30 protein-coding genes and 1 tRNA gene are annotated in these 25,510 nt (G+C 57.8%); 16 read left to right on the top strand and 15 right to left on the bottom strand.

Annotated features, from left to right (window positions below):
- Positions 1-44 precede the first annotated feature (44 nt).
- Complete coding sequence (locus tag EPD60_RS11690; RefSeq protein WP_131449657.1) at positions 45-1,301, bottom strand: aspartate kinase; 1,257 nt, start codon at positions 1,299-1,301, stop codon at positions 45-47.
- Between the two features lie 136 nt (positions 1,302-1,437).
- A complete protein-coding gene (locus EPD60_RS11695) occupies positions 1,438-1,731 on the bottom strand; it encodes a GNAT family N-acetyltransferase (RefSeq protein WP_131449658.1) in 294 nt (97 codons plus the stop codon).
- A gap of 210 nt (positions 1,732-1,941) precedes the next feature.
- Between EPD60_RS11695 and EPD60_RS11700 the strand changes: the two genes are divergently transcribed.
- The 7 genes from EPD60_RS11700 (at position 1,942) to trpA (ending at position 8,507) form a co-directional block, all read left to right on the top strand.
- Positions 1,942-3,372, top strand: coding sequence for an anthranilate synthase component I family protein (locus EPD60_RS11700; protein WP_131449659.1), 1,431 nt, complete (start codon positions 1,942-1,944; stop codon positions 3,370-3,372).
- 8 nt (positions 3,373-3,380) lie between these two features.
- Positions 3,381-3,965, top strand: coding sequence for an anthranilate synthase component II (locus tag EPD60_RS11705; RefSeq protein WP_131449660.1), 585 nt, complete (start codon positions 3,381-3,383; stop codon positions 3,963-3,965).
- Positions 3,966-4,000: 35 nt separating this feature from the next.
- Positions 4,001-4,993, top strand: coding sequence for an anthranilate phosphoribosyltransferase (gene trpD / locus EPD60_RS11710; RefSeq protein ID WP_131449661.1), 993 nt, complete (start codon positions 4,001-4,003; stop codon positions 4,991-4,993).
- Positions 4,990-5,787, top strand: a complete 798-nt coding sequence (gene trpC, locus EPD60_RS11715) for an indole-3-glycerol phosphate synthase TrpC (RefSeq protein ID WP_131449662.1) — start codon at positions 4,990-4,992, stop codon at positions 5,785-5,787. The genes trpD and trpC overlap by 4 nt, the downstream gene beginning before the upstream one ends.
- Positions 5,784-6,437, top strand: coding sequence for a phosphoribosylanthranilate isomerase (locus EPD60_RS11720; protein ID WP_131449663.1), 654 nt, complete (start codon positions 5,784-5,786; stop codon positions 6,435-6,437). Before trpC ends, EPD60_RS11720 begins: the two co-directional genes overlap by 4 nt.
- A 14-nt stretch (positions 6,438-6,451) precedes the next feature.
- Positions 6,452-7,654, top strand: coding sequence for a tryptophan synthase subunit beta (gene trpB / locus EPD60_RS11725; RefSeq protein ID WP_131449664.1), 1,203 nt, complete (start codon positions 6,452-6,454; stop codon positions 7,652-7,654).
- A gap of 82 nt (positions 7,655-7,736) precedes the next feature.
- Positions 7,737-8,507 (top strand): tryptophan synthase subunit alpha, encoded by a 771-nt coding sequence (gene trpA / locus EPD60_RS11730; RefSeq protein WP_131449665.1) that lies wholly within the window; start codon positions 7,737-7,739, stop codon positions 8,505-8,507.
- Between the two features lie 85 nt (positions 8,508-8,592).
- Here the strand turns inward: trpA and EPD60_RS11735 are convergent.
- Positions 8,593-8,668: transfer RNA gene (locus EPD60_RS11735), tRNA-Gly, on the bottom strand.
- Between the two features lie 92 nt (positions 8,669-8,760).
- Here EPD60_RS11735 and hisH point away from each other — a divergent pair.
- From hisH to EPD60_RS11760, 5 genes are all read left to right on the top strand, one after another.
- Positions 8,761-9,351 carry an imidazole glycerol phosphate synthase subunit HisH gene (gene hisH, locus EPD60_RS11740; RefSeq protein ID WP_131449666.1) on the top strand — a complete coding sequence of 197 codons (591 nt, stop codon included), beginning with the start codon at positions 8,761-8,763 and terminating at the stop codon, positions 9,349-9,351.
- The gene (hisA, locus tag EPD60_RS11745) at positions 9,351-10,067 is read left to right on the top strand and encodes a 1-(5-phosphoribosyl)-5-[(5-phosphoribosylamino)methylideneamino]imidazole-4-carboxamide isomerase (protein WP_207896634.1); all 717 of its coding nucleotides are present in this window, start codon (positions 9,351-9,353) and stop codon (positions 10,065-10,067) included. The genes hisH and hisA overlap by 1 nt, the downstream gene beginning before the upstream one ends.
- 115 nt (positions 10,068-10,182) lie before the next feature.
- A complete protein-coding gene (gene hisF, locus EPD60_RS11750) occupies positions 10,183-10,941 on the top strand; it encodes an imidazole glycerol phosphate synthase subunit HisF (RefSeq protein ID WP_131449668.1) in 759 nt (252 codons plus the stop codon).
- Between the two features lie 79 nt (positions 10,942-11,020).
- Positions 11,021-11,809 carry a DUF2452 domain-containing protein gene (locus tag EPD60_RS17165; protein WP_207896636.1) on the top strand — a complete coding sequence of 263 codons (789 nt, stop codon included), beginning with the start codon at positions 11,021-11,023 and terminating at the stop codon, positions 11,807-11,809.
- Between the two features lie 45 nt (positions 11,810-11,854).
- Positions 11,855-12,571 (top strand): pyridoxine 5'-phosphate synthase, encoded by a 717-nt coding sequence (locus tag EPD60_RS11760; protein WP_131449669.1) that lies wholly within the window; start codon positions 11,855-11,857, stop codon positions 12,569-12,571.
- 52 nt (positions 12,572-12,623) lie between these two features.
- Here the strand turns inward: EPD60_RS11760 and EPD60_RS11765 are convergent, their stop codons facing one another.
- Positions 12,624-13,649 carry an MBL fold metallo-hydrolase gene (locus EPD60_RS11765; protein WP_131449670.1) on the bottom strand — a complete coding sequence of 342 codons (1,026 nt, stop codon included), beginning with the start codon at positions 13,647-13,649 and terminating at the stop codon, positions 12,624-12,626.
- A gap of 99 nt (positions 13,650-13,748) precedes the next feature.
- Between EPD60_RS11765 and EPD60_RS11770 the strand changes: the two genes are divergently transcribed.
- Positions 13,749-14,084: a hypothetical protein gene (locus tag EPD60_RS11770; protein ID WP_131449671.1), complete on the top strand. Its 336-nt coding sequence runs from the start codon at positions 13,749-13,751 to the stop codon at positions 14,082-14,084.
- 111 nt (positions 14,085-14,195) lie between these two features.
- Here EPD60_RS11770 and EPD60_RS11775 read toward each other — a convergent pair whose 3' ends face one another.
- The 5 genes from EPD60_RS11775 to EPD60_RS17005 form a co-directional block, all read right to left on the bottom strand.
- Entirely contained in the window at positions 14,196-15,074 is an 879-nt protein-coding gene (locus EPD60_RS11775; RefSeq protein WP_131449672.1) for a hypothetical protein, read from the bottom strand.
- Positions 15,075-15,157: 83 nt separating this feature from the next.
- The gene (locus EPD60_RS11780; RefSeq protein WP_131449673.1) at positions 15,158-16,303 is read right to left on the bottom strand and encodes a TlpA disulfide reductase family protein; all 1,146 of its coding nucleotides are present in this window, start codon (positions 16,301-16,303) and stop codon (positions 15,158-15,160) included.
- A 2-nt stretch (positions 16,304-16,305) separates the two neighbouring features.
- On the bottom strand, positions 16,306-16,920 hold the full coding sequence (gene hisIE, locus EPD60_RS11785) for a bifunctional phosphoribosyl-AMP cyclohydrolase/phosphoribosyl-ATP diphosphatase HisIE (protein WP_131449674.1): 615 nt from the start codon (positions 16,918-16,920) through the stop codon (positions 16,306-16,308).
- Positions 16,921-16,992: 72 nt separating this feature from the next.
- Positions 16,993-17,508 (bottom strand): GNAT family N-acetyltransferase, encoded by a 516-nt coding sequence (locus EPD60_RS11790; protein WP_131449675.1) that lies wholly within the window; start codon positions 17,506-17,508, stop codon positions 16,993-16,995.
- Between the two features lie 83 nt (positions 17,509-17,591).
- Positions 17,592-17,732 carry a hypothetical protein gene (locus EPD60_RS17005; RefSeq protein WP_165871526.1) on the bottom strand — a complete coding sequence of 47 codons (141 nt, stop codon included), beginning with the start codon at positions 17,730-17,732 and terminating at the stop codon, positions 17,592-17,594.
- A gap of 186 nt (positions 17,733-17,918) precedes the next feature.
- On the opposite strand from EPD60_RS17005, the gene EPD60_RS11795 reads away from it, so the two are divergent.
- The 3 genes from EPD60_RS11795 (at position 17,919) to EPD60_RS11805 (ending at position 20,154) form a co-directional block, all read left to right on the top strand.
- The gene (locus EPD60_RS11795; protein WP_131449676.1) at positions 17,919-18,380 is read left to right on the top strand and encodes a DUF4268 domain-containing protein; all 462 of its coding nucleotides are present in this window, start codon (positions 17,919-17,921) and stop codon (positions 18,378-18,380) included.
- A gap of 65 nt (positions 18,381-18,445) precedes the next feature.
- Positions 18,446-19,264, top strand: coding sequence for a hypothetical protein (locus EPD60_RS11800; RefSeq protein ID WP_131449677.1), 819 nt, complete (start codon positions 18,446-18,448; stop codon positions 19,262-19,264).
- Between the two features lie 26 nt (positions 19,265-19,290).
- Positions 19,291-20,154 carry a hypothetical protein gene (locus EPD60_RS11805; protein ID WP_131449678.1) on the top strand — a complete coding sequence of 288 codons (864 nt, stop codon included), beginning with the start codon at positions 19,291-19,293 and terminating at the stop codon, positions 20,152-20,154.
- 2 nt (positions 20,155-20,156) lie between these two features.
- Here the strand turns inward: EPD60_RS11805 and EPD60_RS11810 are convergent, their stop codons facing one another.
- From EPD60_RS11810 to EPD60_RS11835, 6 genes are all read right to left on the bottom strand, one after another.
- A complete protein-coding gene (locus EPD60_RS11810; RefSeq protein ID WP_131449679.1) occupies positions 20,157-21,107 on the bottom strand; it encodes an NAD(P)/FAD-dependent oxidoreductase in 951 nt (316 codons plus the stop codon).
- A gap of 8 nt (positions 21,108-21,115) precedes the next feature.
- Positions 21,116-22,549, bottom strand: a complete 1,434-nt coding sequence (locus EPD60_RS11815) for an MBL fold metallo-hydrolase RNA specificity domain-containing protein (protein ID WP_131449680.1) — start codon at positions 22,547-22,549, stop codon at positions 21,116-21,118.
- Positions 22,550-22,724: 175 nt separating this feature from the next.
- Positions 22,725-22,943 carry a hypothetical protein gene (locus tag EPD60_RS11820; RefSeq protein ID WP_131449681.1) on the bottom strand — a complete coding sequence of 73 codons (219 nt, stop codon included), beginning with the start codon at positions 22,941-22,943 and terminating at the stop codon, positions 22,725-22,727.
- A gap of 62 nt (positions 22,944-23,005) precedes the next feature.
- Positions 23,006-23,794 carry a metallophosphoesterase family protein gene (locus EPD60_RS11825; protein WP_131449682.1) on the bottom strand — a complete coding sequence of 263 codons (789 nt, stop codon included), beginning with the start codon at positions 23,792-23,794 and terminating at the stop codon, positions 23,006-23,008.
- Position 23,795: 1 nt separating this feature from the next.
- Positions 23,796-24,548 (bottom strand): nucleotidyltransferase, encoded by a 753-nt coding sequence (locus tag EPD60_RS11830; RefSeq protein WP_131449683.1) that lies wholly within the window; start codon positions 24,546-24,548, stop codon positions 23,796-23,798.
- A gap of 412 nt (positions 24,549-24,960) precedes the next feature.
- Positions 24,961-25,473 carry a DinB family protein gene (locus EPD60_RS11835; protein WP_131449684.1) on the bottom strand — a complete coding sequence of 171 codons (513 nt, stop codon included), beginning with the start codon at positions 25,471-25,473 and terminating at the stop codon, positions 24,961-24,963.
- Positions 25,474-25,510 lie beyond the last annotated feature (37 nt).

Here is a 25,510-nt window from a genome sequence, read left to right on the forward strand (position 1 = left end):
TCGATATTAAATGCAGAAGCCGCGAATGTGTCGCGGCTTCTGCATTATTGTGTCAGCAGCACCTGTAACGTCTCGGGAGTTTGTTGCTTGAGGATGATCCCGCTGTCGCCACACAGCCGCGACACCAGTTCGTCGTTGTGGTGACGAACTGTGAGCAGCGTCAGGTTGCGCCGCAGCTGCACGTCGAAATACTGGGCGGCATGGTGCGCCAGCGCATCTACCTTCTCGGCATGATCGTCTACCACGCAAAGAAAGCTCACGGCGCCGTTCTGCGTCAGGTTGGGCCGGAACTTCAGCGTTTCGAAGATTCGGTACAGTTCCGCGGTGAGGCCTTCGCCCACAAAGGAGAAGTCGCGCGAGCTGAGCTCCACCAGCACCTGGCTGCGCTTGTATACAATGATCGGCGGAAGCCCGTTCACCTGGCTGTTGTGAATGATGGTGCCCTCGGCTTCGGGGTCCAGGAATGATTTTACATAAAGCGGGATGCCTTTGTTCTGAAGCGGCTTGATGGTCTTGGGGTGAATCACCTGCGCACCGTAATAGGCCATCTCGATCACCTCGCGGTAATTGAGCTCGCGGATCCATTGAGCGCCCTCGTATTGCTTCGGGTCGGCATTCATTACGCCCTGCACGTCTTTCCAGATCGTTTGCCCTTCGGCTTCCAGCAGGTTGGCGAAGATGGCGGCGGTGAAGTCGGAGCCTTCGCGGCCCAGGGTGGTGCTTTCGTTGCCGTCGGTAGCACCGATAAAGCCCTGGGTGAGCACGATGGCACCGGGCGCGGCAAGCAGGGGGCGCACCGTGTCGCGCACGCGCTGCGCGGTATACTCCCAGTCGATACGCGCATCGCGGAAGTTGTCGTCGGTGCGGATGATATCCCGTACGTCGAGCCAGGTGTTGGCGACGCCCTGCTCATTGAGGAAGCGGCTTACGATTGCAGTCGACAGCAGCTCGCCGACGCAAACCACCTGGTCGTAATAGTAATCGAAATCACGAACGGGATTGTCGTGGAGCAGCCACTCCACTTCGGTAAAGAAGTCGTTGAGGAAGGAAGTGTCGGCGAGTCCAAGATCAGCGGCTGCCGCGCGGTGGCTTTCCTTGATGCCTTCAAAAAGGCGAAGCGCTTCTTCCTTATCCTTCCGGTAAAAGGCTTCCACCACCTTTTCGAGCGCATTGGTGGTCTTGCCCATCGCCGAAATCACGACCAGCAACGTATCGGATGCATACCGTCGAAGGATGCCGGCCACATTGTGTACACGCTCGGTTGTGGATACGGAGGCACCACCGAATTTGAAGACGTTCATTCAGCTTGGAGTTTGTGCAAAGAAAGGGAAGAAAGGTTCTGGGGTTCTATGGTTCTGTGGTTTTAGGGTTGGTTTTTAGATGAACCGATTGAACCAGCCTCAGAACCTTAAAACCTCAGAACCTCAGAAGCCTGCTTTAAATCTGTTCTTCGCACAGCACATCCCGGTATTCCGGTTTCTTATCAAAAACGGCCCGTGCAAACACGCACACCGGTACGATCTTGAGCTGGTGGGTGCGGGCATATTCCACCGCGGCCTGCACGAGCTGGTAGCCGAAATTCTGGCCGCGCAGCGCTTCATCCACCTCGGTGTGGTTGATGATCATGGTCTTTGGATCGTGGCGGATATAGGTCATCTCGGCCAGGACTTCCTCGCCTTCGGGGATGAAAAACTGGCCGTGATTTTCTTTCTGCTGGTGCTGGATGAGCATAAAAGCAAATTTTTAACTGGAATATTTTTTGGGCAAATGCCGTACCGCCCCCATATTTGCATTGAATGATCGCAAATTTCAATATGAGCTGGTGGTGGCATACAAACTCTTCCGGGGTTCTGTAAGGTCATTGCCGTATCGTATTACCATACCAGAAAAGCCCCGACCCCGTCGGGGCTTTTTATTTTTCGCCGATTGAAAACAACCTGCATGAAAAAAGTCAGAATCGAAACAAGCGTACGCCGCGGCCTTGCCGATGTGCATACCCCGGTAGGCATCTACCTGCGGCTGCGCGACCGTTTCCGGGACACCATCCTGCTTGAAAGCGCCGACAACCATGCCGTGGAGAACAGCTGGTCCTTCATCGGCATCAACGCTATTGCCGGTATCGAGGTGGGCGCCGACCGCGCCGAGTTCAAGCTCCCCGGACAGGAAGCCGAGCGGGTACCCCTTTCCGAAAAGGCACGCCTGCCGGAGGTGCTGGGAGATTTCCTCCAGCGCTTCGAAACCACCGGCGCCGACCCGGGTGCCCGCTTTGCCCAGGGACTGTATGGTTATTTCAGCTTTGACGCTGTCCCCTTGTTCGAGAACATTCGCTTCAAAGAAGAGCCAGACGCGCCGAACGCCGTTCCCGTGGCGCGCTACCGGCTGTACCAATACGTGATTGCCATCAACCATCACCGCGACGAGCTGCTGCTCTGCGAGAACCGCATCGCGGGTATCGAAAGCGAACGCGCTGCGGTAGAGTCGCTGCTCTTCAGCAAGGATGTGCCGGTATTTCCTTTCCGGCGGCGGGGCGCCGAAACGAGCAATATGACCGATGAGGAGTATCGCGGGCTTGTGCGCGCCGGCATCCGCCACTGCCATCGCGGCGATGTGTTCCAGGTGGTGTTGAGCCGGCGCTACGCCCAGGCTTTTTCGGGCGATGAATTCAACGTGTACCGCGCGCTGCGCCACATCAACCCGTCGCCCTACCTGTTCTTTTTCGATTATGGCGATTACCGGCTGATGGGCTCATCGCCCGAAGCGCAGTTGGTATTGCAGAATGGCCGTGCCGTCATGCACCCCATTGCCGGCACCTTCCGCCGCAGCGGTGCCGACGACGAGGACCGCCGCCGCGCCGAAGCCCTGCTCCGCGACCCGAAGGAGGGTGCCGAGCACGTGATGCTGGTGGACCTCGCCCGCAATGACCTGAGCACTGTTTGCACCAATGTGGAAGTTAGCCGCTACCGCGAGGTGCAATATTATTCGCATGTTATTCACCTGGTGAGCGAAGTGCGCGGTGAGGTAGCAGCCGGTACCAATCCCTTCGAAGTGCTCTTCCGCACCTTTCCGGCCGGCACCCTCAGCGGCGCGCCCAAGTTCCGCGCCCTGCAGCTCATCGACGAACTGGAGCCGACACGCCGCAGCTACTATGGAGGAGCCATTGGCTTTGTCGGCTTTGATGGCTCCTGCAACCACGCCATTATGATCCGTACGTTCCTGTCGCGCAACAACACGCTCTTCTGCCAGGCCGGGGCGGGCGTAGTAGCGGCCTCCGATCCCGAAAGCGAACTGCAGGAGGTACACAACAAGCTCAACGCCCTGAAGAAAGCGCTCGGGCTCGCCGAAACAATCGTTCCGCACGTCACAACCGTATAAATACAGCCATGAAGATCCTTGTATTCGACAACTACGATTCGTTTACCTATAACCTGGTGCACCTGGTGCGCAGCATCACCGGCGCGCCGCTGGAGGTGCACCGCAACGACGCCATCCCGCTGGAGCGCGTGCAGGAATTCGACAAGATCATTCTTTCCCCGGGCCCCGGTATTCCCGAAGAAGCGGGCCTCCTGTTGCCGCTGATCAGGGAATATGCTGCCACAAAGTCGATCCTGGGCGTATGCCTTGGCCACCAGGCCATCGGGCAGGCCTTCGGGGGCAAGCTGGTAAACCTGGCAAGTGTGTTTCATGGTGTGGCCACGCCGGCAAGGGTCGTGAGCCGTCAACCGTCGGCGGTGAGCCGCGACCTCTTCGTGGGTTTGGCTGATGAGATCGAAGTAGGTCGTTATCACAGCTGGGTTGTGGCTGATGAAGGTTTTCCGGATGAGCTGGAAGTAACCGCGCGCGACGACAATGGCTACATCATGGCGCTGCAGCACCGCAGCCTCGACGTGCAGGGGGTGCAGTTTCACCCGGAAAGCGTACTAACCCCGCAGGGGGCAACGATCATAAAAAACTGGCTGCACGCATAGCCGGCCAAAAAAGCATTCTCAATTCACGATTCCCGATGAAAAAGATCCTCCAATACCTTTTCGAACACAAGACCCTCCCGCGCGATGAGGCAAAGCAGATCATGCTTTCGCTGGCGAAGGGTGTCTACAACGACAGCGAGCTGGCCGCCTTTATCACGGTATACCTGATGCGCACCATCACCATTGATGAGCTGCAGGGCTTCCGCGAAGGCTTGCTCGAACTGGCACTCCCGGTTCCGCTGGCAGCATATAAGCCCATCGATATCGTTGGTACCGGGGGCGACGGCAAGAATACGTTTAACATCTCCACCCTGGCCTGCTTTGTGGCGGCGGGGGCGGGGGCGAAGGTGGCCAAGCACGGCAACTACGGGGCTTCTTCCATCAGCGGCGCCTCCAACGTGATGGAAACCCTGGGCTACCGCTTCCGCAACGATGCGGGCCAGCTGGAACGCGAGCTTGCCGAAACAGGCTTCACCTTTCTCCATGCGCCCCTTTTCCACCCGGCCCTGAAGGCGGTCGCCGGTATCCGGCGCAGCCTGGGCTTCCGCACCTTCTTCAACATGCTGGGACCGCTCGTCAACCCGGCGCGTCCGGCCTACCAGCTGGTAGGCGTATACAGCCTCGAGATGGCACGGCTGTACACGTACCTGCTGCAGCAGGAAGAGTTGCCCTTTACCATCATCCACAGCCTGGATGGGTACGATGAAGTGTCGCTCACCAACGACACCAAGGTGATTACCGCCGCAGGCGAGCAGGTACTTCCGGCCGTGGCGCTCGGAAAGCGGACGGTGCTGCCTGCCGATATATCGGGCGGCGGCACCGTAGAAGAGGCAGCCAGAATCTTCCTGCGCATCCTGAAAGGCGAGGGCACCTGGGCGCAGAACGCCGTCGTGCTTGCAAATGCGGCCCTCTCTTTGCATGGATCAGGTGTTTGTGCATCCTATACCGATGCGTACGATGCGGCCGTGGAGAGCCTTGAAAGCGGCCGTGCCCTGCAAACATTCAATAAACTGATCAGCCTGCAATGAGTATCCTCGAACAGATCATGCTTCGCAAACGCGAAGAGGTGGCCGGGCGAAAGTTCGAAGCCACGCCTACGGAGCTGCGCGAGCGCCCGCTTTTCGATGCGCCGCGCCGCTCGCTCTGCTATTCCATCGAGCTGCCCGGCAGCACCGGTATCATCGCCGAGTTCAAGCGCAGGTCGCCCTCCAAAGGCGCCTTCGTGCACGAGCTGGCCACGCCCGGCATCGCCGTAACGCATTACGACGAGCATGGTGCGGCCGGCATCTCTGTACTCACTGATGGCCCCTTCTTCGGAGGCTCGCTACAGGATCTTGCCGATACGCATGCACTTGCAGAGGCGCCGCTGCTGCGCAAGGATTTTATATTCGATCCGTACCAGCTGCTCGAAGCAAGGGCATACGGAGCCGATGTGGTGCTGCTCATCGCGGCCGTGTTGTCGCCGGCGCAGGTGCAGGAGCTGGCGGCCGAAGCCAGGAGCCTTGGCCTCGAAGTGCTGCTGGAGCTGCACCACGAGCGCGAGCTCGGGCATGTGTGCGCGGAGGTGGACCTGGTTGGCGTCAACAACCGGAACCTGAAGGATTTCGAGGTGGACCTTGAACACTCGGTGCGCCTCGCGTCGGGTATTCCCGCAGGCAAGATCCGTGTAGCGGAAAGCGGAATCCGCTCTGCGGCCGATGTGCATTTTCTCCGCAGCCAGGGATTTGATGCCTTCCTCATCGGCGAGGCCTTCATGGCCGCACCCGACCCCGGGGCCACCTTTGCCGCATTCATCAACGACCTCAAACAGGAAACCATATGAAACTGAAAGTATGCGGGCTTACCAGCGCTGCACAGATGGAGCAGGCCTACGAGCTTGGTGCAGACTATGTAGGCATGGTGCTCTATAAAGGCTCGAAGCGCTCCCTGCTGCCCGTGCTGGAGCGGGAGAAAGAAGCGATCCGGGCCCTCACCGTGGCCAAGGTCGGTGTGTTCGTCAATGAAGATTGCGACCGCATTCTCGACCTCGCCGATCAACTCGGGCTCACCTCGATCCAGCTGCATGGCAATGAGTCTCCCGAATTCTGCGATACCGTGCGCCAGCGCGTAAACATCATCAAAGCGTTCCGGATCAGCTCCGGTACTGATATCGACGAGCTCGTAAAACCTTACCACGGGGTATGCGATTTTTTCCTCTTTGATACGCAGGGAGAAACCTACGGTGGCACCGGCCAGGCCTTTGATTGGGGGCTGCTGGAAAAGCCGCTGGTAGACAAGCTGTTTTTCCTGAGCGGGGGAATCGGGCCCGGCGACGTACAAAAGGTGCGCGACTTTTACCACCCGTTTCATTTTGGCATCGATATCAACTCGCGCTTCGAAACCGCTCCCGGTGTCAAAGACATGGCGCTGGTGGCCAGCTTCCTGAGCGACATGCAGGCCACCGAGCCCGACCGCCTCGCCGATCTTTCCTGAACAAGCCATCCTATATGAACGAACCGAACATCGCATCCTGCAGCCCTGACAGCGAAGGCTACTACGGCCGTTTCGGCGGGGCTTATATACCCGAAATGCTTTTTCCCAACGTGGAAGAATTGCGGACGCGCTACGTAGAAATACTGGAAGACGAATCCTTCCGGCGCGATTACGAACTGCTGCTGCACGACTACGTGGGCCGGCCGACGCCGCTTTATTTCGCAACGCGGCTCAGCCGGCGCTACGGCACCCGTATCTACCTCAAGCGTGAAGACCTGTGCCATACGGGCGCCCATAAGATCAACAACACGGTGGGGCAGATCCTGCTGGCGCAGCGCCTTGGAAAGAAACGGATCATTGCCGAAACCGGTGCCGGGCAGCACGGCGTGGCCACGGCCACCGTCTGTGCCCTGATGGGCCTTGAATGCATCGTGTATATGGGCGAAAAAGACATCGCGCGCCAGGCACCCAACGTAGCCCGGATGCGCATGCTGGGCGCCACGGTGGTGCCCGCCACCAGCGGCAGCAAAACCCTCAAAGACGCTACCAACGAAGCTATCCGCGACTGGATCAACCATCCCTCCGATACGCATTATATCATCGGATCAGTGGTGGGCCCGCATCCGTACCCCGACCTGGTGGCGCGCTTCCAGAGCGTCATCAGCGCCGAGATGCGGAAGCAGCTGAAAGAAAAGGAGGGCACCGAGCTTCCTACGCATGTACTTGCCTGCGTAGGTGGTGGCTCCAATGCCGCCGGCGCCTTTTATCATTTTATCGGCGAGCCGGCGGTGCAGCTGGTAGCGGTGGAAGCCGCCGGTCACGGGGTGGAGTCAGGCCGGAGCGCAGCCACCACGCAGCTTGGTACTATGGGCATCCTGCACGGCAGCCGCAGCATCGTGATGCAGACCGCCGACGGGCAGGTGGTGGAACCGCACTCCATCTCCGCGGGCCTCGACTATCCCGGCATCGGGCCGCTCCATGCCTGCCTTTTTGAAAGCGGCCGTGCCCGCTTCCTGAGCGCCACCGACGACGAGGCACTTGATGCGGCATTTGAAGTGGCTCGCCTCGAAGGCATCATTCCCGCTCTTGAAACCGGCCACGCCTTTGCCGCGCTTCCCCGCCTCGGCCTTACGGAATCGGACCGGGTGATCGTCTGCCTCAGCGGCCGCGGCGACAAAGACCTTGCAACGTACATGCAAAGGATGTCCGATGTCTGATGTCGGATGTCTGATTTAGGTGGAAAGGTTCCCTTTTAACCATAGAACCCTAAAACCTCAGAACCCCTAGAACCTTATTCTCATGAGCCGCCTCACCGAATTGTTTGAACGAAAAAAGCGCCGCGTGCTGAACGTCTACTGCACGGCCGGCTACCCGGGCCCCGACGATACCCGCCGCGTGCTGCGTGCCCTGCAGGCGGGTGGTGCCGACATTATTGAGCTGGGCATGCCCTATAGCGACCCGTTGGCCGATGGTCCCGTGATCCAGGCCAGCAGCGCGCGCGCCCTTGCCGGTGGCATGACCATCGAAAAGCTGTTCGCGCAGCTCGAGGGCTTTCGCGAGGAGATCCACCTGCCACTGGTGCTGATGGGCTACCTCAACCCGCTGCTCCAATACGGCTTCGAGCGCTTTTGCGCCAGGGCCGCGGCCCTCGGCGTCGACGGGCTCATCATCCCCGACCTCCCCCTCGCTGCTTACGAACGCGAGTACCGGTCCATCCTTGAGCAACATGGTCTTCATCTGGTGTTCCTGGTCACGCCCGAAACACCCGAGGCGCGTGTGCGCCAGCTGGACGCCGCGAGCTCCGGTTTCCTTTATGCCGTTTCCTCCTCGTCGGTGACGGGCGCGGTGAAAGATTTCGATGCTGTGGAGAAATACCTGCTCCGCCTGCAGGAGCTGCGGCTTCGCAACCCGGTGCTGGTTGGCTTCGGCATCCGCGACAAAGCTTCCTTCGATGCCGCCTGCCGGCAGGCCAATGGCGCCATCATTGGCAGCGCTTATATCGAGGCTCTGGGTAAAGGAGCGGATGTCGAAAGCGCGACGGCTGCTTTCCTGCAGGAAGTGTTGGGTTAGGAGCGACATCCATCCGGAGTAAAAATGTTCTGCCCGCGGGAAAATAGCGCCTGGCGGGCATAAAAAAAGGAACCTTTCGGTTCCCTGGAGCGGGAGACGGGACTCGAACCCGCTACCTACAGCTTGGGAAGCTGTCGCTCTACCAGGTGAGCTACTCCCGCTTTTGTTTAATTAGAGTATCTACAGCTTGGGATCCGCCAGCCGGCGGACTACCAGGTGAGCTACTCCCGCGGTTAACTTTGACAAATAAACAATGAAACTCGCAATTATCAAATATAACGCAGGGAATATCCGCTCGGTACTCAATGCGCTGGAGCGCCTCGGGGTGGCGGGCGCGGTTACCGATGATCCTGAAGCGATCCGTGCCGCCGACAAGGTGATCTTTCCCGGCGTGGGCGAGGCCAGCACCGCCATGGAAAGCCTCCGTGTCAACGGGCTCGACGACGTGCTGCGCGGACTGAAGCAACCGGTGCTCGGCATCTGCGTGGGCATGCAGCTGCTTTGCCGGCATTCGGAGGAAAACGACACAGAGGCACTGGGCATCATCCCGGTGAATGTGCGCCGCTTCCAGCCGGGTGCAGCCCGGCTGAAGGTGCCGCAGGTGGGATGGAACACAGTAGAGGACCTGCGCACCCCGCTGTTCAAGGGTATCGCGGAAGGCAGCTACGTTTACAACGTGCACAGCTACTACGCGGAGGATAGTCCGTATACGATAGCCCGGTGCAACTATATCGTGGATTATGCCGCCGCGGTGAACAAAGACAATTTTTACGGCGTGCAGTTTCATACTGAAAAAAGCGCCTCCGCCGGCGACCGGATCATTCAAAACTTTCTGGAATTATAATGGAGATCATACCTGCCATTGACATCATCGAAGGCAAATGCGTGCGGCTCACGCACGGCGATTATGCACAGAAGAAAATTTACAACGAGCACCCGCTGGAGGTGGCCCGCCAGTTTGAGGACGCCGGGCTCCGGCGCCTCCACCTCGTAGACCTCGACGGCGCAAAAGCCGGGGCGGTGAAGAACTGGAAGGTGCTCGAAAGCATCGCCGGCAAAACCCGGCTGGTAGTGGATTTCGGCGGCGGCATCAAGTCAGAGGCCGATGTGAAGATCGTGTTCGAATGCGGGGCGAAGCTCGCCACCGTTGGTTCGGTTGCGGTGAAAGACGAAGCGGAGTTCCTGCTCTGGCTCGAACGCTATGGTCCGGAAGCTTTCCTGCTCGGCGCCGACGTGCGCGACGAAAAGATCACGGTAAGCGGCTGGCTTGAAAAGACCGATATCTGGGTGTATGATTTCATCCGGCAATACGTTGACCGCGGCCTGCGCCAGGTCTTTTGTACCGATGTATCGAAAGATGGCGCTCTCAAGGGCCCCGCCATCGAATTGTACACGAATATCGTTTCGAAGTTCCCGGAGCTGCACTTCATTGCTTCCGGCGGTGTTGCCTCCATCGACGACCTGCACCGCCTCGCGGAAGCCGGCTGCAAAGGCGTCATCATCGGAAAGGCGATCTATGAAGGCCGCATTGCGTTGAAAGACCTGAAAGCTTTCGGGTAAACCCCTTCGGCGCCGCTCTGGAAGACAAGGCGTGCGCGCTTGTCAGGCTGAGCCAGTCGAAGCCCATTACCCCCACCAGCACACCAGCAAATTAACACACTAGCACATTCGCATCATGTTAGCCAAACGCATCATCCCCTGCCTCGACATCAAAGACGGCCGCACGGTAAAGGGCACCAACTTCGTAAACCTGCGCGATGCCGGCGATCCGGTAGACCTGGCGGCGGAGTATACCCGCCAGGGTGCCGACGAACTTGTGTTTCTCGATATCACCGCCACCGTGGAGCGGCGCAAGACGTTGATCGACCTGGTGACACAGGTGGCTCGTGCTATCAATATCCCCTTTACGGTAGGCGGGGGGATCCGGAGCACCGAAGATGTGCAGGCCCTGCTGGGCGCGGGCGCGGACAAGGTTTCGATAAACACGGCTGCGTTCAGTAACCCGGCACTCATTGACGGCATTGCCAGCATGGCGGGAAGCCAGTGCGTGGTGCTGGCGATCGATGCCCGCTGTGAAGATGACGGCGAATGGTACGTGTACCTCAACGGCGGACGGACGCCCACCGGGCGGCTTTGCGCCGATTGGGCCCGCGAAGCTGCAGACCGCGGCGCCGGTGAGATCCTGCTTACGTCGATGAACCACGACGGCACCAAGGCTGGCTTCGCGCTCGACATTACGCGCCGGCTTTCCGACGAATTGCCCATCCCCGTGATTGCCTCGGGCGGCGGTGGCACCATGCAACACTTCCGCGATGTATTCATCGACGGGCATGCCGATGCCGCGCTGGCGGCGAGCGTGTTTCATTTCGGCGAGATCCTTATTCCTGAACTAAAGCAATACCTGAAAAAGGAAGGCATCGAAATCAGGATGTGATTAACCAGCCTTCTGATCTCGCACTATTACACCATTACCTATTACCCCATTACCCCATTCTCCCATTACTTTCGCGTTTATGGTTCAAGCCTACAATTTTCTCGGCAGCTGGCAGTTGTTTCCCGAGAAAGGAACATACGAAACGGGTGCGCGACCTCGGAGCGGCTACTATAAGATCGAAAGCCCGGAAGGGAAACGCGAACTGGTGATCACGCATAGCTGGGTGACGCTCGAAAACGAGGCATTTACATCCACCTATGCCGTCGTTGCCGACGGTGAGCTGCATCCCTTTTCCGACGCGGCACTGGCCGATTCGGCGCAGGTAGAGCTGGTAGACGCCATCACCTTCGAACTGCATTTTTACCGCTCCGGGCAGGTGGTGCTCCACATTGTGCACGAGATCCAGCCGAACGGCTACCTGAAGCTGATGATACAAGGTTTTGGTACGGATGGCGCGGCATATACCAATATCGAGATCTTTCACCGGCAGATGAGCGTGCTGCCTTATTCGGCATCCGTATCGGGTGCTGTGGTGAAGCCAACTGAAGAAGGCGTGATCCGCCATAAGGCGCTTACGGCGATGGAAGAGCAGACCAATATGCAGCTGGAACAGATCCGGAAGCAGATCGAGCTGCTGGCGCTGCAGGCCCAGGAAATCCACAAGCGTAAGGAGCTCTCGCTGCTGATCTACAGCGCGAAGGTTTCCTTCAAGCCCGAGATCGGGCAGGTGTACTACCTTTATGAAAAGCCGGACGGCAGCCACCTTATTTCGATGGTGTCGCCGAAAGAATGGGGCCCTGCGATGCCGTATAAAAGCTGCGTCGCCACCGTGCAGCTGCTGGCTGACCACACCTGGAAGGAGTTGTGAGAATATCTTATATCGAATAACGAATTGCGAATAACGAATATCGAAATGACAAAGCTTTCAGTCAATATCAATAAGATCGCGACGCTGCGCAACAGCCGCGGGGGCAACAATCCGGACGTGGTTCAGGCCGCCATCGATGTACAGGAATTCGGCGCCGACGGCGTTACGGTGCACCCGCGTCCCGACGAACGTCATATCCGCTACGCCGATGTGCGCGCCATCAAGCCGATCATCACCACGGAGTTCAACATCGAGGGCAACTCCCGCGAGCAGAAGTTCGTAGACCTCGTACTGGAAGTGAAGCCCCACCAGGTAACGCTCGTGCCCGACGAACTCGGACAGCTTACGTCCGACCACGGCTGGGATACGGTGAAGCACCGCGACTATCTCCGCGAGATCATTTCCGTATTTAAGAAAGAAGGGATCCGGGTGTCGATTTTTGTAGACCCCGTCATCGCGATGGTGGAAGGGGCCGCGGAAACCGGGACCGACCGCATTGAACTCTACACCGAAGGCTATGCGCGCGGTTATGCAAGTGACCGCCAGGCGGCGGTAGCCGACTATGTAAGTGCGGCGCGGCGTGCAACCGAGCTCGGGCTCGGCATCAATGCCGGCCACGACCTGGATCGCACCAATCTTGCTTTTCTGAAAGCCTCCATCCCGCAGCTCGACGAGGTGAGCATCGGTCATGCGCTGATCGCAGACGCGCTTTACCTTGGGCTGGAGAATACGATACAACTGTATAAGCGACAGCTTGCCTGATGGTTTGATTTAATTGAAAAGCCCCGCAGATCGCGGGGCTTTTCAATTATCATCAGCTATTCAGCTTATCATCCAGGAAGGCCATCCATTTTTTCTTTTCATGGTTACGCCGCACGGCATACACCGTAAGGGCGATGGCCAGTGCGCCGACACCGATCAGTGCCATGAGGTTGGCATTAGTGCGCTCCGGCGGCACGTAGGTTACACCCGTTTCGTTGGTCAGCGCGGGCTCGTGCACGTAACGGCCGTCTTCGGGCATGGCAATTTCCCAGAACTGGCGGGTGAGCTTGTTGAGTGCCTTGCGGGCCTCGGCGCCGTACATGGTCTGCCCGTGGCCGGACGCGATCACCTGCGGCTGCAGCTCCGCCAGCAGGCGCACCGAGCGGGCCGATGCGCCCCAGTCGATGGTGAAGTAGCGCGGCGGGCCTTGCAGCTCTTTCTTCTGCGTCATCACCGAAAAGGCCGAATTCTGGTTGGTGGTGGTCAGCGCATCACCGGCGATGAGCACGCCATCGTGCTCGCGGTAGAGGCTGATATGTCCCGGGGCGTGGCCGGGTGTATGCAGCCAGCGCCATTCGGGCATCCCCGGGATGGAGCCGTCCTCATCGAGAAATTGCAGGTGGTCTTCAGCGTTAATGGGGCCACGGGGAAACATAAACGACATCAGCGACATCAGTCCGCCGCCGACGCTGGGATCAGCCGGGGGATATTTCGAGCGCCCCGTCAGGTAGGGGGCCTCCAGGCGGTGGCAATATACCGGTACGCCCCACTCGCGGGCCAGCTCCAGCAGCGAGCCAACGTGGTCGAAATGGCCGTGGGTCAGGACGATAGCCGAGGGACGGCTGTTGCGCCCGCCGAAAACGCTGCCCACGAGCGCGCGGATTTTCTCCGCCGAGCTCTTCAGCCCGGCATCCACCAGGATCCAGTTATTGGTGCCGCCCGAGTTCTGAACGGCAAAGCAGTTCACGAATTTGTCCTTCACCCGCCACACGCCCGGCGCTACCACGAATTGGTTTTTACCGATCTCGTGCTCCGCGGTTGCCGTGACCGTGCGGTTTTGTATCGAGGCTCTGTTCATACGATTGTTTTGCTGTACCGGCACAAATAACATACCACTGGCCGGAAGCCGCTTTGGCAGCCTCTTTGTGCCCAGAAAGGGAATAAAATCCGAAAGAATATGAAGCGATGGATCTGGGTTGCCGGCCTGCTGCTCTGCAGTGCCGCCGGCGTTTCTGCCCAAAGTACGGGAGCGGGCAATGCTTCGCGCAAAAAGGCCGCTGTATCGGCTACAGGAAACAGGGCTTCCTTGCATAAAACGCCGGAGAAAAGAGTAGAGCGTTATAAAAAAGTTTCGGAAAAGGTTGTGGCGCAGCCGGAGCCCCTGCAGGAAGATAAAATCTACGACTGGAAAGACGGGCAGAGCGCAACGCCAACCGGCCACGAGGCGGCTCCCGTTAACGGTCAGGGTTATAGGGCCCCGCGTAAGGATAGCCTCCGGCGCGAACGCCGGTAGTTCCCGTTTGCAAGTAGGGCACGACAGCTTCGATCTGGAGAAAGAAGCTTGCCGTGCCCTTTTACCTGATCGCTTGCCCGATCATCAGAAAAATAGCTATTGGCCGCCTGCTTATGGCGCTGCAAACTCGAACAGCTGCCCGGGTGTTTTGCCATTGCCTTCCGAACTGATGAAAAGCGTTCCGTCGGGGGCAAAGCAAAGTCCCTCGGGCTGCGGCATCCGTGCGTTGGAAATCGGCGTGAACCATTTCAATTCTCCGTCGCGGCCGAAGCAGGCGAGCCCTTTGATGCCGGCCGATCCGAGCACATAGATCTCTTTTGTTTTCGGATGCACCGCGATGGCGGAAGGGTTGAAACTGCCTTTTCCGCCACCCATTTTTGCCATGGCCTCCGGACCGATCTCCAGGAAAGGCTCGGGCAGGAGCTTTCCGGTTCTCGGGTCGAACGAGTAGATAGCGCGTTCTTCGTGCGATTTTTTCATTTTCTTTTTCTTTCCCAGCCGGTCCTTTTCGGCCAGCAACAGGTTGCCGCTTACCGGGTCAAAGCAGATGCCCTCCACATTGAGGCCGTCGGGCAGGCCACTGGGCAATTCGCGGGCGGTTGCCTGCTTATCCCAGCCGTCAATCTCGATCAATTCGCCGTTGCTGCGCAACGTATAGGCGGTTGGCCCCACAAGGGTTACGTCTTCGATGTCGAGTTTACCGGAGGCGCTGACGGTGATGGGCGTTTTGCGGGACACGGCCGCACCTTGCGACAGGTCGAGCACATACAGGTTGCGGGTGGCGTCTTCAATCGCCAGCAGTTGCCGGTCGTTGATCCAGCTGATCCCGGATATCTCCAGCAGCTCATCCGCCAGGCGCCAGCTTTTTAGCGGTTGGTCGAGGCGATAGGCCGGCTTCTCCAGCGCCAATGTATGCTTTCCAGGAGCCGGCTTGCCCGAACAGGAAACAATTGCCAGCGTCAGTGTCAGTATTGAAACTATACTTCTCATAGCCACCTTTCCCGCAAGCACCATTCCATTAAAAAACCTGTCCGTGGGGACAGGTTAAAATTTTTTTTTAAAGCCATTGAATGCTAGTTGCAGCCAAGCAGCTCGCAAAGCTTTGCTTCCAGTTCGGCGCCACGCAGGTTCTTGCCCACGATCTTTCCGTTGGGGTCGATCAGGAAGTTTTGCGGAATGCCGGTAACATGGTACAGCTGTGCCACGGCATTGCTCCATTGCTGGAGGTCGCTTACATGGGTCCAGGTAAGGTTATCGGCTTTGATGGCTTTCATCCAGGCCTCTTTCTGCTGGTCAAGCGATACGCCCAGGACGGTGAAGTTCTTCTTCCTGAACTTTTCAAACGCTTTTACCACGTTGGGGTTCTCGAGGCGGCAGGGACGGCACCAGGAGGCCCAGAAGTCGAGCAGCACGTACTTGCCGCGCAGCGATGACAGGCTTACCGGCGTGCCGGTGGTGTCGGCCTGGGAGAAGTCCACCGCATCGGAGCCGATGGCGCCCACCAGCTGTGACTGGATATACCCGGAAAGGCTTCTGCCGACATTGGAATTCTGGATAGCCGCATCAAGTAACTTGAAGCGGTCGTTCAATTGTACCGGGTTGTCGAACAACGATGCAGTATATCCGAGTACGAAGGGAGAAACGTAGGAGTTGCGCTTGTTCGTGATAAAGCGGTCGATCTCGGTATTGAGTAGCGCCTTTACCGAGTCGAAAGATTTAATGGCGCGGGCGCGCTGCTCGGGGCTGGCGGCCGTGTTGGCAGCGGTTGCGTACTGGTTGATGCCGCCGAGGAGGGGCGTAAACACCTGCTGGAACTCGATAAAGTCAACCTGCGACTGGGAGCCTTCTACTTTCAGCTCGCTGAGATTCGGTGTGGTCGTCTCGGTTTTGACCACGGTTTTGCCGGTTTTTTCCTTATCCTTTACGGTCAGGGCTTTGCCGGAGCTGAGGCGTATCGTCGAATTTTCAACGTAGAGGTACATCGGCGCATTGTTGCCAATGGTAAGCGAACTGAGCATTGGTTCGGGGAGCTCGCCGTTCAGCTCGAAGCTACCCTTGCTGCTGCGGGCGGTGGCCAGCACGGCATTGGTTTGCGGGTGGGTGAGGCGGATCTCGGTGCTGTCTTTCAGACCGTCGATATTCCCTTTGATCTGGAAGCCCTTTTGTGCCCAGGCGCCGGCGGGGAGCAGCAACAGCAGCAGGTTTGCGATTTTTTTCATGGTTATTTCGGCTGGTGGCGAGTCTGGAGTACGGCCACTACGTCAGCTAAGGTACAATCCTTTGCCTGCAAAAGCAGCAGGTAGTGGAAAAGCAGGTCGGCGGCCTCGCCCAAAAATAACTCCCTGTTAACGTCCTTGGCTTCGATCACGAGCTCCACCGCTTCTTCGCCCACTTTCTGGGCCACTTTGTTGATGCCGCGCGCCATCAGCTTCTTGACGTAGGAGCTCTCGTCGGTGCCGTTGCGGCGCAGCTCGATGATGTGTTCGAGGTAATAGAGGAAGTCAGCCGGGCTGTTTTTTTCCGTAAAGCAGGTGTCCGCTCCCGTATGACAAACCGGGCCCGCAGGGATGGCTTTGATCAGCAGGGTGTCGGAGTCGCAGTCCACGAGGATCTGCTTCAGGCGCAGGTTATTGCCACTTTCTTCACCCTTCGTCCAAAGGCGGCCTTTCGACCGGCTGAAGAAAGTAACGAGGCCGGTGCGCTCGGTATGCTGCAGGGCTTCTTCATTCATAAAGCCCAGCATGAGTACTTTTTGCGTGGTGAAGTCCTGGACAATAGCGGGAATAAGCCCGTCGGCGTACTTGGAGAAGTCGAGTTTTTCGAGTGCGGTGGTCATCGCGGTAAAGGTAGGATGGGAATCTGTAGATCTCGGATGTCGGATGTCTGATCAATATTTTGCCACAACGGCTCAAAGCTGCTTCCGCAGCCACTTGAAAAACAGCGGCTGCTTCGGCTTCCCGAAGCGCGGGTCGTCGGGGAAGGGTTCTTCCTTGCCGGTAACCGCATAGCCGTGGCGCTGGTACCATTCGAGCAGCTCGGTGCGCACGGAGATGACCGTCATCACGATGCCGGTGCAGCCCGACTGGAGCGCGTGCCCTTCGGCAGCCTGGAGCAGCTTTTTCCCGACGCCGCCGCCCTGGGCCTCGGGGTCTACTGACAGCATACCGAGGTAGAGGTCCGAGCCTTTTTTCTCGAGGTACACGCAGCCGCGGAGCGCGGAGCTATCGTCCAGCCATTTCAACAGGGTCGCATCGGGGTGCTGCAGCTTTTCGGTGAGCTCGCTTTCATCGGTTCGCTGTTCGCCTTCGATGAGGTCGGCCTCATGGGTCCATCCGGCACGGGCCGCATTGCCGCGGTAGGCGCGGTTGAGCAGCTGGATCAGGTCGGGAATATCCTGTGCGGTGGCGGGCTTGATGAAAGGCATGTGCTCGTTTTGCTGCAAAGTAACGGCGACAGGGGCATGAAAAAGCCCTCCGGGGAGGGCGCTCAATAAGTTTGCGTGCCTGCTCAGGCGTAGCTGTTCAGCAGGATATAAAAGCTGACTCCCCAAAAGGCCAGGAAGATCAGGATCATCATGATTGTGGTACCGAGATGAAAACCTTCATGAGACTCATTCACCGCATTCATTTGTTTCAGCACTTGTTTCATAACGTAGGTTTTTATTGCGCTTATCGCTCTTTGTATAAGAGGAAAAACGTGCCAATCGGTGATGTGCGGGCTGGGGCAGGTTTTCATATCGGGTCGGTTTGGTCAATTGGGGAAGCGGAACCACAGTCGACAAGATACTGCGCCATGGCCGCGTTTGCAATAGGGCCCGACCCCTAATTTTAGCCCATGTATTCACGCAAGGAAGCCTCCGAATTGCGCCAGGCCTTCTGGACTGCCTTCGGGCAGTACATGGGCCCGGTACCGGGCGCGGAAGGGGAGAAGGTGAACTGGGTTAATTACAAAACGGGAGAAAAGGGGATTGCCTTCCGGATGGATGCCGACAAGCGGACTGCCTCCGTCGGCATCGTGCTCTCGCACAAGGATGCCGGCCTGCGACAGTTATACTTCGAACAGTTTCAGCAACTCAAATCCGCCTTCGACGCGGCAGTGGGCGAGGAGTGGGACTGGCTTCCGGAAGCCTACGACGACTGGGGCGCACCTGTAAGCAAGATCACCTTCAGTCGCGAAGGCCTCAATATTTTCCGTAAAGAAGACTGGCCGGAGCTGATTTCCTTTTTCAAAACACGCATCGTGGCGCTGGATGCCTTCTGGAGTGAGGTGAAGTATTTCTTTGAGGCGCTGCGTTAATAGTTGGGTACGAGGTGCCGTGGTTAATATCTTTGACAGACGTCAACCGAAACCAACAAGGCTTTATGAAACCCAGTTTCTTACTTTTTGTTTTCCTCATTAATTCAGGGACGGCGGGAGCACAGGAGCCGATCGTCCTAATGAATTATTCTGCACAGCGTGCTTTTTTTGATGATTTTCAAAAGCGAACACACGAGCCCGGGTTCCATTTTGCTGATTCGGGTCCGCTTGAGGGAGATAGCAGCACCGATGCGAAAGCAAGCATCGATGCAATACTCGAAGATCCCTGGCTGCGCAAAACCTATTCTGCAGGGGATGCGGTCTTTCTTTCGCGTCATATACGGCGGCAAAAGGGCAACCGTTACCATATGGATTTTTCACTAAGCGTAGTTGATTCTGTTTCCGGACGCGAAGTGGAAATGCAACTCGAAACCGCCAACCGCAGACCGGCGCAACCGCTATATGGACGCTTGCGTTTCCCGCTTACGCTTCGTGCTGCGCCGACCTCTATGGAAGAGACCCAGGTAAACGATTCGATCCGGCTGCCGAAGATTGCCGCCGGTTCTCAACTTACCTGGAACCCGGATACCGGCAACAGGAAAGGGGTATTTATCTCCGTGTATTTCTCCCTTCGAAATAAGCCAAACATCGAGTCCTGGGGGCATGGGGGCTTCCGGGAGCGGACAAATTGTATGCGGGCCGACGACACTGGCGGGATCTCGCTTCCGAAGGCGCTGTTCGAAGGTATCCCGGGCGGATCCATTGTCATTATTACGATCCTTCGCGGCAATTGGAGCGACCTTTACCAGAGAGACGGCAGCTATTCTCCAATCCACTTCTCAGCCTGGACAATCCGTGATGGACTTTTTGTTTTCAGTTATTGAATCGTTTCCCTTCGCAAATCATTGATATGGTCGACAGAATTTTTGGCGTGTTGCACCTGATCCGTTCGCTGTTTCTTTTCCTAGCGTGTGGAGTTTGCATTTCGGCGCCTTGCCAGGAAGTTAATGTGCAACATGGCACTATCGGTATCTGGGAGTTTCACCGGCAATTCGGCAACTGGCACGATCCAGTGTTCGCCTTACGGTACACTTCACCAATGCTCCCTGGTTCTGAGGTGGCACGCGATTTCAACTTTATCGGGTATCTGATCGGTTACGCACCCCATCGTCTCAATAAGTCGCCTGAAATCATTCCGGCGGGCGCTGCATCGGTCCTGGGACAGGTCATACAGCGAAACGATGATCATTCATACATGCGAAAACTCGACCCGCATCTGGCCGACTCCGTACTCGGTGACACCATTCGGTTTATGACCCTTCCTCAGGCGGACTACAAAATGCAGTTCAGCGGCCAATCCTACGCGCCATTGTCATTCGTTGTTAATGGCGACTGGCAACCGGTGACACTTGATAGCCTCGGCGTTCAGGAAAAACCGAACATAATTCGGCCGGGAGCCCTGATCAAATGGAACGCCGATCCCAAGAATGATAAGGGCGTTTACGTCACGGTTCACTACTCAAGCGGCAAGCGCGGGAATGAATTCTTTTACTATCGTGAGATGGTGGATGCACGCAACACAATGAAGGTTCCGGATAATGGCAGCGCCATTTTGCCCAAAGCGCTGTTTCGGGATGTGCCGCGCGGCGCGCTGTTCACACTCTCTCTATTGCGGGGAAGCTGGAGCTTCCTTAAAGACGCTGAAGGCACGCCGACGAAAGTGCCGCTGGTCATTTCCAGCGAATGCTTCGGCGACTTCCGCTATTACCGCTGACCTCAGGCCGCCATCTCACCCTTATCGGCCTTCATCGCCGTCCGCTTCCGTTCCGCCTGCTCCTTGATCAACTCCTTGTTGATGTTCACTGCCGCCTTCGCCCCTTCGGCAGCAGCTACCACCACGAAGTGCATATCCCGCGTGGCGTCGCCGGCTACATAGAGACCGGTGATATTGGTTTGCTGCGAACGGTTGGTGATAACAGCGCCCTTACGGCCCACATCGCAACCAAAAGCTGCTGCGAAATTGCACTGCTGGGTGAACCCGTTGACGAAGAACAGCGCGTCTATTCCCACCAGGGTGCCGTTTTTCAGGCGTACGCCCCGCAGCATGCCTTCCTTGCCTTCAAGGCCTTCAACGGCGTCCGTAATAATACGGATGCCCGAGGCTTCCAGGTATTCGCGGGTGGACGATTTGATACGACGGTTGCCGTCGGTGAAATAGGTGACGTCTTCGCTCCAGGTGTTTTGCAGGGCGAGGCAAAGCTCGGAGCCATCTTTAGTTTTTGCATATACCGCCAGGCGCCGGTCGCGCCACTCCCAGGCGTCGCAGTAGGGGCAATGGTGTACCGATATGCCGTAGTGCTCCTCGAAGCCGGGCAGCGTGGGAAGGTTGTCGCTGAGACCGGTGGCGACCAGCAGTTTGCGCGAAAGGTAACAGTTCCCTTCTTCATCAAAGGATTCGAAAAGACCTTCCGCGTTGCGGTCGGAGCGTACGATCCTTTTGCGCAGCAGCTGCACACCGTATTTTTCCAGCTCCTTGTGGCAGATCGCCAGGAACTCGGCGGGCGGGATATGGTCGCGGGTGAGGTAATTGTGCATGCCGTGCGACCAGCGGTTGCGGTACTCCTGCGTGTCGAATACAAGGATGCTGCGCCGGCAGCGCCCAAGTACTACCGCCGCGTTGAGTCCCGCGGGACCTCCGCCGATTATGATGCAATCCAGAATATCCATAGGCTTTGTCAGGCCGCTGCGGCCTCGTCGGTTGGCGGCACCGAGAGGTTGGCCTCCTGGTGTTGCGATGGAATGATGATATTTTTAAAACCTTTTGTTTCGAGGCGGGTCTGCAGTCCCCTTTGTGCGGCTTCCTCGCCATGAACGAGGTAAATGGCCCGCACCGTCTCCGGGTCCTGGTTGGCGATGAAGCGGCACAGGTCATCACAGTCGCCATGGGCGCTCATGCCGGGCAGTTGGCCGATTTCCGCTTTTACTTCCACGGGGTCGGAGAAGATCTCTACTTCGCGCTCCCCCGACAGCAATTGGCCGCCCAGCGATTTGGCGCTGCAATAGCCCACCATCAGTACTCCGTTTTTGGCATCCGCCAGGATGTTGTTGATGTGATGCCGCACGCGGCCCGCATCGGCGGTGCCCGAAGCAGAGACGATCACGCAGGGCTCTGTGTATTCCACCAGCTTGCGGCTGTCTTCCACCGAATCGATGTAGGCAAGGCCGGGGAAGTCAAAGGGATCATCGTCAATCGCAAGCACCTGCTGCAGGCGCTCGTTGAACTGGTCCGCATATTTTTTGATCGTGGCCGTTGCCTTGGTGCTCATCGGGCTGTCTACAAAATATTTGATCTCGGGAAGCCGCTTCTCCAGGCTCAGCTGGTTGAGCGCGTAAAGCACTTCCTGTGTTCTGCCGACGCTGAATGCCGGGATCACCAGCTGTCCGCCCCGCTGCACGCACACTTTTTTGATCCACTCCTGAAGGGTTTCAATCGTATTGAAACGGATATCGTGGTGCTTGTCGCCATAGGTGCTTTCGAGGATGATGTATTCGGCTTGCGGTGCCTCGGCAGGCGGGGGGAGCAGCACCGAACGCTGGCGGCCCACGTCGCCGCTGAAGAGGATGCGTGTTGTTTCATCACCGTCTTCCACCACCATACTGATGGCGGCGCTGCCGATGAGGTGCCCCGCATTGGTAAAGCAGGCCTTTACGCCGCGCCCCACGGTAAACCATTCGTCGTATTCGAAGGTGAGAAACAGGCTCAGCGCCTTTTCCACGTCCTCCGGACCATATAACGGCTCGTAGGGCTCCTGTCCGCGTTTCGCGCGCTTCTTGTTGATCCATTCCGTTTCGTAGGTCTGGATCTCGGCACTGTCGTAAAGCAGGATCTCGGCAAGATCGCGTGTGGCTGCGGTGCTGAAAATGGGGCCGGAAAAGCCTTCCTTCACCAGCTTGGGGATGAGCCCCGAGTGGTCGATATGAGCATGAGAGAGAATGAGCGCTTCGATCTTATCGGGCCGGAAGCCGAAATGCGCATTGAGGTCATCGGTTTCACGGCCCAGGCCCTGGAAGAGGCCGCAGTCGAGCAGGTAGGAGCGCCCGTCGCTGAGCGTAATCTTGTGCTTGGTGCCGGTAACGGTGCCGGCCGCACCGTGGAAGGTTAGTTTCATACCGGGGTACTATCCAATATTTATACCCGGGCTGAAGAATTTTTTTATCTCCGATCTCCGATGTCTGATTTGCAAGGTAGATACACAAGGGGAAATGAAAAAAGCCGGGTTTCTTAACCCGGCTTTTTGTCCAAAAAATCCGACATCGGAGATCCGACATCTTCATATCAGCTTACTATTCTTCAAAGTTGCCGCTGTCATCGCTCAGCTCTTCGCTGAGGTTGCGGCTGTTGCCTTGCTGGGGTTGCTGCATGCCACCGCGCTGTTCCGATTGCTGCTGGCCACGTCCATAGGAAACGTTCTGTTCCTGCTGCTGTGTTCCTTGCTGCTGTTCACTGCCAATCGACTCCTGGCCGAGGTTACGGCTGTTCTGTCCACGATTCTGTTCTCTCATGATCTTTCAGTTTTAATGAACAAATAGATGATCGACCAGAAAAAACCAATACCGTTCCAAAATCAGGCTTCGAATACCAAAAATGTTTTTTGTTCCTTATTCAGGATGGGCTTGGCTACGTTGAAAACCGGTATCCCATCGTGGGTTTTGCCCTCCAGGGTGCCGATATGGGCATGGCCGTGAAAGGCGGCGAGCACCCCATGCCTGCTCAACGGCTCAGCGAGGCGGGAGCACCCCAGGAAGGGGAAGATGGCTTCAGGTTCGCCCACCACAGTTTCGCGGATGGGGGAATAGTGCATGACGGCGATCTTCTTGTCCACCTGGTGCTCCTGGTCGAGGCGACCGAGGGCCCGCTCCAGGTGGAGCGCCTCATCCACCGCTTCCTGCACAAAGGCTTTCATGGCGCCTTCGCCGAACATCGACAGCATCCGGTTGTCGAAGCCGCCGCCAAAGCCTTTTACCCCGGCAAACCCGACCCCTTTGATCACCACAGCCTCCCCGTCGAGCATGTTGACGTCGGCACGCAGCAGGATCTGGCGGATCAGCTTGTGCCGCGACTTTTCATAGTCGTGGTTGCCGAGCACCGCCACCACCGGTATGCTGCAGTGCTTGAGCTCGTTTACCAGCACCTCGGCTTCGCTCTCGTCGCCGGTATCGGTGAGGTCACCCGCAATCACCAGGATGTCGGCCTGTCGGGAGGCTTCCTTAAAATAGTCGCCCCACTTGCCGGTGTCGTGCTCCCGCACATGGATGTCGGCAACAGCCGCGATCCGGACTTTTTTCGTCGGCTCCGCAGCTCCCCCGGTCTCGTTCTCACGTTCTTTTGTTCCCGTGTTGTCTTTTTCTTCCATGCTAAACCGTTTTGATGGTCGTTACTTTATAATCCCAGTCTTTGATATCGATGGCATATTGCGTCTGGTCGATGATGGGACCGCGGCATACTTTCTCCATTGCGGGTGGGATGTCGTACTGCTCCTGCGCGCGGCGGATCAGCTCGTCGAAGAGCCAGCGCGGGATGCATTCGTGGAATTCGCGCGGGTAGCAGAACTGGAAGGAGATGATGTGCTGCAGCAGCAGGTGCCAGTGCTGCTCCATGCGGAAGAGCACATGGCCCCAGTCCATCTTCGGGCCCCATTTTAGCCAGATGTGGTTGATGTCGGCACCGTCGTAGCGCTCGCGGTTTTGCACGTAGAGCTTGCACCACGTGAGCTCTTCGGCGGGGATCATGCGCACCGGCACATCGCAGAACGTGGTTTCCGGTGCACGCTCGTACCAGGTATCGTCTACGCGGCAGATGTTGTTGACGGTGTCGAAAATGAGATCGATGAAGTAGGGATCCTTATGCACCTTGGCCAGCCAGCGTACGTCGTAGTTCTCCACGCGGTAGCCGCGTTCCTGGAAGAACTTCAGGATCTTGGGCACCTCGCTCGACTTCGTAAAGACGTCGAGGTCCTTGGTGTCGCGGTAAATGCCCGTGTAGTGGAACATGGCGAAGGCGCCGCCCAGCATCCACTTCGTTCCGGTCTCGTGTAATAGCTCCAGTGCTTCGCGGTAGAAGGCTCTCGATTCTTCCCGCTGCTCATCCGTTAGGGTGACGATCGACATGTGGTATTTCTTCTTTTGGCATAGCGCTTAAAACGCTGTGCCAGAGTAATGACTCGCGGAAAAATGGGCAGGCAGCTGTACCGGCTCGTTTCGTACCCGGCCAGCTTAGTTCACCGATACCCCGGCCGGGCTTTTTACCTCCCTTGGTGAGGTAAAAAGCCTCTCTAAGGGGGTAGAAGAAGTACCCCCGTGCAGGCCGTCAGCCTGGTTTACCGGGGCTCCCGGCCGCCCCGAGGGAGGCATCCGGCTACCTGTGGGGTATCGCGGTACTAAAAACAAGGTATCGGAGAGGCGGGGTGGAGGAGGCCAGGAACTGAGCTTTCCGGGTGAAAAACCGGGTGGTGCTACCGGGGACGCAGGGGAGGACAGTTCAGAAGCCGGGGCGGGTACCTGGCAAGCACGCCCGGGGGACTCAGGATGTCCCCTTCCGGTGGCTGTCCTCGTAGGTCGGGCCATACAAACCGGGCACCCGGGCGCCGGCGGCGCGGAGGTACATCACCAGCTCTCCGCGGTGGTGGTAGAGATGGTTGAAGAGAAAGCCGCGCGCTACCTGCAGGCGCGGCGTCGGCGGAACAATCGTTCGCCCGTGGCTTGTCATGGTCCAGGGGCGGAGCAGGTCCTCTTCCTGCACGCTTTTCAGCGCCGCCCGCGCCTTTTCCACGTTTTGCTCAAAGAGCGCACGGGTAGCGGCAATATCCGCAGGGTCGGGGCGGTGGTCGCCCGCCGCGGAGATATCATATTCATCCTGCGTCAGCGTGCCGGCGTACCAGGAATAAATAGTGGCTATGTGCTGGGCAAGCTGGCCCAGTGTCCACCCGAAGTCGGTCACCTTGAAGCCGGTCTTGTCGGCCGGTATTGCTGCAAGCAGTTTGCGGGTGTTATTGACTTCGTGCTCGAATTCACCGAGGAGTGCTTCCAGGATCATGGTAGTTGGAATTTCGTACCGGAATATAGCACGCAGC

Source organism: Flaviaestuariibacter flavus (genome assembly GCF_004337505.1).
GTDB lineage: Bacteria > Bacteroidota > Bacteroidia > Chitinophagales > Chitinophagaceae > Flavisolibacter > Flavisolibacter flavus.

What these genes read in the sequence shown, in the direction of transcription:
- EPD60_RS11775 (WP_131449672.1), bottom strand. Translation starts at nt 15,074, where the DNA reads ATGAGAAGTATAGTTTCAATACTGACACTGACGCTGGCAATTGTTTCC.
- EPD60_RS11790 (WP_131449675.1), bottom strand. Translation starts at nt 17,508, where the DNA reads ATGCCTTTCATCAAGCCCGCCACCGCACAGGATATTCCCGACCTGATC.
- EPD60_RS11700 (WP_131449659.1), top strand. Translation starts at nt 1,942, where the DNA reads ATGAAAAAAGTCAGAATCGAAACAAGCGTACGCCGCGGCCTTGCCGAT.
- EPD60_RS11695 (WP_131449658.1), bottom strand. Translation starts at nt 1,731, where the DNA reads ATGCTCATCCAGCACCAGCAGAAAGAAAATCACGGCCAGTTTTTCATC.
- hisF (WP_131449668.1), top strand. Translation starts at nt 10,183, where the DNA reads ATGTTAGCCAAACGCATCATCCCCTGCCTCGACATCAAAGACGGCCGC.
- EPD60_RS11815 (WP_131449680.1), bottom strand. Translation starts at nt 22,549, where the DNA reads ATGAAACTAACCTTCCACGGTGCGGCCGGCACCGTTACCGGCACCAAG.
- EPD60_RS11760 (WP_131449669.1), top strand. Translation starts at nt 11,855, where the DNA reads ATGACAAAGCTTTCAGTCAATATCAATAAGATCGCGACGCTGCGCAAC.
- EPD60_RS11820 (WP_131449681.1), bottom strand. Translation starts at nt 22,943, where the DNA reads ATGAGAGAACAGAATCGTGGACAGAACAGCCGTAACCTCGGCCAGGAG.
- hisIE (WP_131449674.1), bottom strand. Translation starts at nt 16,920, where the DNA reads ATGACCACCGCACTCGAAAAACTCGACTTCTCCAAGTACGCCGACGGG.
- EPD60_RS17165 (WP_207896636.1), top strand. Translation starts at nt 11,021, where the DNA reads ATGGTTCAAGCCTACAATTTTCTCGGCAGCTGGCAGTTGTTTCCCGAG.
- hisA (WP_207896634.1), top strand. Translation starts at nt 9,351, where the DNA reads ATGGAGATCATACCTGCCATTGACATCATCGAAGGCAAATGCGTGCGG.
- EPD60_RS11825 (WP_131449682.1), bottom strand. Translation starts at nt 23,794, where the DNA reads ATGGAAGAAAAAGACAACACGGGAACAAAAGAACGTGAGAACGAGACC.
- EPD60_RS11835 (WP_131449684.1), bottom strand. Translation starts at nt 25,473, where the DNA reads ATGATCCTGGAAGCACTCCTCGGTGAATTCGAGCACGAAGTCAATAAC.
- hisH (WP_131449666.1), top strand. Translation starts at nt 8,761, where the DNA reads ATGAAACTCGCAATTATCAAATATAACGCAGGGAATATCCGCTCGGTA.
- EPD60_RS11690 (WP_131449657.1), bottom strand. Translation starts at nt 1,301, where the DNA reads ATGAACGTCTTCAAATTCGGTGGTGCCTCCGTATCCACAACCGAGCGT.
- trpD (WP_131449661.1), top strand. Translation starts at nt 4,001, where the DNA reads ATGAAAAAGATCCTCCAATACCTTTTCGAACACAAGACCCTCCCGCGC.
- EPD60_RS11810 (WP_131449679.1), bottom strand. Translation starts at nt 21,107, where the DNA reads ATGGATATTCTGGATTGCATCATAATCGGCGGAGGTCCCGCGGGACTC.
- trpA (WP_131449665.1), top strand. Translation starts at nt 7,737, where the DNA reads ATGAGCCGCCTCACCGAATTGTTTGAACGAAAAAAGCGCCGCGTGCTG.
- EPD60_RS11765 (WP_131449670.1), bottom strand. Translation starts at nt 13,649, where the DNA reads ATGAACAGAGCCTCGATACAAAACCGCACGGTCACGGCAACCGCGGAG.
- EPD60_RS11720 (WP_131449663.1), top strand. Translation starts at nt 5,784, where the DNA reads ATGAAACTGAAAGTATGCGGGCTTACCAGCGCTGCACAGATGGAGCAG.
- EPD60_RS11830 (WP_131449683.1), bottom strand. Translation starts at nt 24,548, where the DNA reads ATGTCGATCGTCACCCTAACGGATGAGCAGCGGGAAGAATCGAGAGCC.
- EPD60_RS11780 (WP_131449673.1), bottom strand. Translation starts at nt 16,303, where the DNA reads ATGAAAAAAATCGCAAACCTGCTGCTGTTGCTGCTCCCCGCCGGCGCC.
- EPD60_RS17005 (WP_165871526.1), bottom strand. Translation starts at nt 17,732, where the DNA reads ATGAAACAAGTGCTGAAACAAATGAATGCGGTGAATGAGTCTCATGAA.
- EPD60_RS11705 (WP_131449660.1), top strand. Translation starts at nt 3,381, where the DNA reads ATGAAGATCCTTGTATTCGACAACTACGATTCGTTTACCTATAACCTG.
- EPD60_RS11770 (WP_131449671.1), top strand. Translation starts at nt 13,749, where the DNA reads ATGAAGCGATGGATCTGGGTTGCCGGCCTGCTGCTCTGCAGTGCCGCC.
- EPD60_RS11795 (WP_131449676.1), top strand. Translation starts at nt 17,919, where the DNA reads ATGTATTCACGCAAGGAAGCCTCCGAATTGCGCCAGGCCTTCTGGACT.
- trpC (WP_131449662.1), top strand. Translation starts at nt 4,990, where the DNA reads ATGAGTATCCTCGAACAGATCATGCTTCGCAAACGCGAAGAGGTGGCC.
- trpB (WP_131449664.1), top strand. Translation starts at nt 6,452, where the DNA reads ATGAACGAACCGAACATCGCATCCTGCAGCCCTGACAGCGAAGGCTAC.
- EPD60_RS11800 (WP_131449677.1), top strand. Translation starts at nt 18,446, where the DNA reads ATGAAACCCAGTTTCTTACTTTTTGTTTTCCTCATTAATTCAGGGACG.
- EPD60_RS11805 (WP_131449678.1), top strand. Translation starts at nt 19,291, where the DNA reads ATGGTCGACAGAATTTTTGGCGTGTTGCACCTGATCCGTTCGCTGTTT.